Here is a 6,000-nt window from a genome sequence, read left to right on the forward strand (position 1 = left end):
CACGCGCCGTGCTCCATTCTCTGAACCGCAATCTGCGAACTCAACATGAAGAATCTTGTTCAATCCCACCACCCGCTGGTGCGCTGGACCGGTGTGTTCTTGTCCGCTGCTGCACTCGCTGCGAGTCTTGGCTTTGCGCCGATGGGTGCCCAGGCTCAAGCTCGCGAACTTCCTGACTTCACCGAACTGGTGGAGCGAACTGGCCCGGCTGTCGTCAACATTCGAACGGCCGAGCGCATGCGTGCACAGCAGGGCATGCCTGAAATGGACGAACAGATGCAGGAGTTCCTGCGTCGATTCGGTGTGCCGATTCCAAATCAGCGCCGTGGCGCACCGCGGGACGATGACGCGCCTCAGCGTCGCGGTGTCGGTTCAGGCTTCATCATCAGTGGCGATGGCTATGTGATGACCAATGCGCATGTGGTCGATGGGGCAGATGAAGTCCTGGTCACGCTGACCGACAAGCGCGAATTCAAGGCCAAGCTGGTTGGCACGGATGCCCGCACGGATGTTGCCGTGCTGAAGATCGAGGCCAGTGGCTTGCCGGCGGTGAAGATCGGCGATGTCGGCCGACTCAAGGTCGGCGAATGGGTGCTCGCCATCGGTTCGCCCTTTGGTTTCGACAACACGGTGACGGCCGGCATCGTCAGCGCGAAGGCTCGTGACACCGGCGAGTTGCTGCCTTTCATCCAGACGGATGTCGCCATCAACCCCGGCAACTCTGGTGGCCCGCTGCTCAATATGCGTGGCGAGGTCGTAGGCATCAACTCGCAGATCTACAGCCGATCCGGTGGCTTCATGGGGATCTCGTTTGCGATTCCCATTGATGAAGCCATGCGCGTCTCCGAGCAGTTGCGGGGAGGTGGTCGGGTGATCCGTGGCCGCATCGGTGTCTTGCCAGACGATGTCAGCAAGGAAGTCGCTGAGGCCATTGGGCTGGGCCGGCCGGTTGGGGCTGTCGTCCGCAATGTTGTTGAAGGCAGCCCGGCCGAGAAGGCGGGGATCGAAGCCGGTGACGTGATCACGCGCTTTGACGGCAAGTCAGTCGACAAGGCCAATGATTTGCGCCGCTTGGTCGCTGCGACCAAGCCTGGCACCAAGGTCTCGGTGCAAGTCTTCCGTCGGGGCGCCAGCAAGGAGCTGTCTGTGACGGTGGCCGAACTGACTGATGAGCGGCCACGTGCGGCTGCCGAGTCCAACGGGCCAGCGGCTCCGATCCAGGCGGGCGCGCTTGGCCTGACGGTCGCTGATCTCAGCGACGGCCAGAAGCGTGAGCTGAAGCTTCGTCAGGGCGTTCGCGTGACGGCGGCAGAAGGCGCGGCTGCGCGCTCAGGTGTCAGGGAAGGGGATGTGATCCTGTCGGTGAACAACCAGGAAGTCGTCAACGTCAAGCAGTTCCAGACCTTGCTTGCCGCGGTGGACAAGAGCAAGGTCGTGACCCTGCTGGTGCGCCGCGACAACTCAGTCAGCTTCGTCTTGGTCAAGCCTTCACGCTGAAGGCTGCCGTTCTTGCCGGACCCTGCTGGCACTTCTCGGCTCATCCGACTGAGCCAGCGGGTCTTTTCATCAGGCGACAAATTTGCGTCGATTTGTCCCCCGTTTCGGCGTGGATGACTTAAGTTTGCGCACGCTTACTTGTGCCTTGCGGGCGGCATTCGAGCGCTTGTCGGATAGAATCAGCCGCCATAGCTTAGGTTTCCGAATCGCCGCCAGCATAAAGATTGGGCAGCTTGAACTGTCCCCAGCCCATCCACAGGAATCTGTGCATAAGCTGTTGATAAGATCTTGTTGGTGACCCGCAACGGCGATGAAGGCGGCAGGAGTGGGGTCCCGGTTCAAGGCCTTTTGGCTACAATGGAAGCCCAACAAGCAGTTGCCAGAAGTTTTGTTGGAAGGCGCGTCAACACTTTCGACGTGCCTTTTTTTTGTTTACGGCATGGCCCGGGTGGGCCTTTGTGTCGCTGCGCGACATGAGCCTCCAACGCAATGGTCAGGCCCTCGTGCCTGCCGGCCGCGCTGTCTGCGATCGAGTCCATGAATCACATCCGCAATTTTTCCATCATCGCCCACATCGACCACGGCAAGAGCACTCTCGCGGATCGAATCATTCAGCGCTGTGGCGGTCTATCGGACCGTGAGATGGAGGCTCAAGTGCTCGACTCGATGGACATCGAGCGTGAGCGAGGCATCACCATCAAGGCTCAGACTGCAGCGCTGAAGTACAAGGCCAAGGATGGCCAGGTGTACAACCTGAATCTGATCGACACACCCGGACACGTGGACTTCTCCTACGAAGTCAGTCGCTCGCTGTCGGCCTGCGAGGGCGCACTTTTGGTGGTGGATGCCAGCCAAGGGGTGGAGGCACAGACCGTGGCCAACTGCTACACCGCCTTGGATCTAGGCGTTGAGGTCGTGCCGGTGCTCAACAAGATGGATCTGCCGAACGCCGATCCCGAGAATGCCAAAGCCGAGATCGAGGACGTGATCGGCATCGACGCTACCGATGCCATCCCCTGCTCGGCCAAGACTGGCTTGGGTATCGACGAGATCATCGAGGCGGTGATCGCCCGCATGCCGCCGCCCAAGGGCGTGGTCGAGGCGCCGCTGCGCGCCATGATCATCGACTCCTGGTACGACGCCTATGTGGGCGTGGTGATGCTGGTGCGCGTGGTCGATGGCACGTTGCGCCGCGGCGAGCGTATTCGCATGATGGCCTCCAACGCGGTCTACCCGGCTGACAACCTGGGCGTGTTTTCGCCCAAGTCGGAGCCGCGCGAGGCACTGAATGCCGGCGAGGTGGGCTTCATCATCGCTGGCATCAAGGAGCTGCAGGCCGCCAAGGTGGGCGACACCATCACGCTTGAGAAGAAGCTGCCCAACAATCTCGGCCCGGCCGAGGTGCCGCTGCCTGGCTTCAAGGAGATCCAGCCGCAGGTGTTTGCCGGCCTCTATCCGACCGAGGCCAGCGAGTACGACTCGCTGCGCGACGCGCTGGAGAAGCTGAAGCTCAATGACTCGTCGCTGCGCTACGAGCCCGAGGTGTCGCAGGCGCTGGGCTTTGGTTTCCGCTGCGGCTTCCTGGGCTTGCTGCATATGGAAATCGTGCAGGAACGCCTGGAGCGTGAGTTCGATCAGGACCTGATCACGACCGCACCGAGCGTGGTCTATGAGGTTGTGCTCGGCGATGGCACGGTGATCGAGGTCGAGAATCCGAGCAAGATGCCCGAGGTGGCTCAGATCCAGGAGATCCGCGAGCCCATCGTCACCGTGCACCTCTACATGCCGCAGGACTATGTCGGTCCGGTGATGACGCTGGCCAACCAGAAGCGCGGCAACCAGATGAATATGGCCTATCACGGCAAGCAGGTCATGCTGACCTACGAGATGCCGCTGGCCGAAATCGTGCTGGACTTCTTCGACAAACTCAAGAGTGTGTCGCGCGGCTATGCGTCGATGGACTACGAGTTCAAGGAGTACCGCGCCTCCGATGTGGTGAAGGTCGACATCCTGATCAACGGCGACCGCGTCGATGCGCTGTCCATCATCGTGCACCGGGTGCAGAGCCAGTTCCGCGGCCGCGGTGTGGCAGCCAAGATGCGCGAGCACATCCCGCGCCAGATGTATGACGTGGCCATCCAGGCGGCGATTGGCGGCAACATCATCGCGCGCGAGAACATCAAGGCCTTGCGCAAGAACGTGCTGGCAAAATGCTACGGCGGCGACATCACCCGCAAACGCAAGCTGCTGGAAAAGCAGAAGGCCGGCAAGAAGCGCATGAAGCAGATCGGCTCTGTCGAAGTGCCGCAGGAAGCCTTCCTGGCCATTCTCCAAGTTGAAGACTGAGTCTAGAGAGACGACCTAGAACCCATGAGTGCGCTTACCGGAATTCTTTACGCCGCCCTGATCGCCTACCTGGGCGGCTGGTACACCGGCTACTGGAGTGGCAACTTCTCGCTGCTCTTGTTCGTCCTCAGTTCCGTCACGCTGTTCTATTGGCTGGCTGAGCGCTTTTACTTCAAGCCGGCGCGTGAGCGTGCGGCGGCACAACTGCTGGAAGCCGATGCACAGCGCCGGCAGAAGCTGGCCGAGCAGGGCATCACGCGTGTGGACGGTGACGTCAGCGCCGCGCATGAAGCCGTGCTGCGCCAGCCCTGGTGGCTGGACTGGACGGCCGGCCTGTTCCCGGTGATCCTGATCGTCTTCCTGCTGCGCTCCTTCCTGTTCGAGCCCTTCAAGATTCCTTCGGGCTCGATGGTGCCGACCCTGCTGGTGGGCGACCTGATTCTGGTGAACAAGTTCCACTACGGCGTGCGCCTGCCGGTGATCAACAAGAAGATCATCGACAACAACCCGGTGCAGCGCGGCGATGTGATGGTGTTCCGCTATCCCGAGGACACCCGCATCGACTACATCAAGCGCGTGGCCGCCATCCCGGGTGACGAGGTGAGCTACCTGAATCAGCGCCTCTACATCAACGGCCAGCTGGCGCCGGTGCAGCCGCAAGGCGATTTCTACGACGACGACAGCATGGCTTACCGCGCGCGCTTCACCGAGAAGCTCGGCGAGAAGGATCACCAGATTCTGGTCGACCCGCGCCGCACACCGTTGTTCCGCCCCGACCGCATCGGTGGCGCCTTCCCGTACCAGGAAAACTGCAAGTACAGCCCCGAGGGCGTGGTCTGCAAAGTGCCCGAAGGCCACTACTTCATGCTCGGTGACAACCGCGACAATTCGCGCGATTCGCGTTTCTGGGGCTTTGTGCCTGACCAGAACATCGTGGGCCGAGCCTTCTTTGTTTGGATGAATTTCGGTAATCTCAAGCGCATTGGCGCTTTCAACTGATCTTTCATAGAAGACATCACAAGGAAAGAGATAGATCCATGCGGCACACAAAGTCTCGGCAAAGCGGTATCAGCCTCGTCGGCCTGCTGTTCTGGGGCGCTGTGCTGGCCTTTGGTGGTGTGCTTCTGGCACGGGTGTTCCCGTCCGTGCTGGAGTTCTACACGATCCAGGGTGCCGTCAATCGGATCGCTCAAAGCAACCCGGCCACCGTGCCGGCGGCACGTGCCGAGTTTGAACGCATCAAGCAGGTCGAGTATTCGATCCAGAGCATCTCCAGTCAGGATCTGGTCATCTCCAAGGAGAACGACAAGGTCAAGATCAGCTTCGCCTACGACAAGATCATCGACGTAGCCGGCCCGGTCTTCCTGCTGATCAAGTACCAGGGAGACTCGCGCTGAGCTCGCGTTCAAGCCTATGAGCGTCTCGGCTCTTGAATCCCTCCAGCAGCGCCTCGGCTACCGCTTCAAGGACGCGGCATTGCTGTTGCGCGCCCTCACGCATCGCAGCTTCGGAGCCGACCACAATGAGCGCCTTGAATTTCTGGGCGACGCGGTGCTGAGTCTGACGGTGTCGAGCCTGCTGTACGAGCGATATGCGGGTTCCGATGAGGGAGACCTGACCCGGATCCGTGCCCATCTGGTGCGCGAAGACAGCCTGCACCGCCTCGCACTGCAGATCGGCCTGCCTGACGTGCTGCGCCTGTCCGATGGCGAGGCCCGCGGCGGCGGCGCGCAGCGCCCCTCGATCCTGGCCGATGCGCTGGAAGCCGTGATTGGCGCGGCCTTTCTTGATGGCAGCTATGACGCGGCCCGCGAGGTGGTGCGCCAGCTGCTTGGCGAACTCATTACCAGCACGCGCAGTGAAACCTGGGCCAAGGATGCCAAGACGGCGCTGCAGGAATGGCTGCAAGCCCGCCGCCTGGCTGTGCCTAGCTACCGCATCACCGAGACCCGCGGTCAGGCCCACGCGCAGACCTTTGCGGTCGAGTGTGCCGTACCCGCGCTTAGCCTGGCCACGTGCGGTGAAGGCCGTTCGCGCCGTGCCGCTGAACAAGACGCCGCCCGTCGATTGCTCGACGAACTGATTGCCCGCGACAAGCCCGGTTCCGGCTTGCGCGACTAAGGGAGGTGCGGCCAGCGGCCGCGACACCATGACCGA

General features: G+C 61.6%; 5 protein-coding genes. All 5 read left to right on the top strand.

Translation table 11 applies throughout. The annotated features are described in order from the left end of the window. Positions 1–45 precede the first annotated feature (45 nt). Positions 46–1,497 (top strand): DegQ family serine endoprotease, encoded by a 1,452-nt coding sequence (locus ACIQ67_RS11905; protein ID WP_397534581.1) that lies wholly within the window; start codon positions 46–48, stop codon positions 1,495–1,497. A gap of 537 nt (positions 1,498–2,034) precedes the next feature. Beyond that, positions 2,035–3,843 carry a translation elongation factor 4 gene (gene lepA, locus ACIQ67_RS11910; RefSeq protein WP_397534582.1) on the top strand — a complete coding sequence of 603 codons (1,809 nt, stop codon included), beginning with the start codon at positions 2,035–2,037 and terminating at the stop codon, positions 3,841–3,843. 24 nt (positions 3,844–3,867) lie between these two features. Then, positions 3,868–4,842, top strand: a complete 975-nt coding sequence (lepB, locus tag ACIQ67_RS11915) for a signal peptidase I (RefSeq protein WP_397534583.1) — start codon at positions 3,868–3,870, stop codon at positions 4,840–4,842. 38 nt (positions 4,843–4,880) lie between these two features. After that, positions 4,881–5,240, top strand: coding sequence for a DUF4845 domain-containing protein (locus ACIQ67_RS11920; RefSeq protein ID WP_397534584.1), 360 nt, complete (start codon positions 4,881–4,883; stop codon positions 5,238–5,240). A gap of 16 nt (positions 5,241–5,256) precedes the next feature. Beyond that, entirely contained in the window at positions 5,257–5,964 is a 708-nt protein-coding gene (rnc, locus tag ACIQ67_RS11925; RefSeq protein WP_397534585.1) for a ribonuclease III, read from the top strand. Positions 5,965–6,000 lie beyond the last annotated feature (36 nt).

It is taken from the genome of Roseateles sp., assembly GCF_044373315.1.
Taxonomy (GTDB): Bacteria; Pseudomonadota; Gammaproteobacteria; order Burkholderiales; family Burkholderiaceae_C; genus JACDQM01.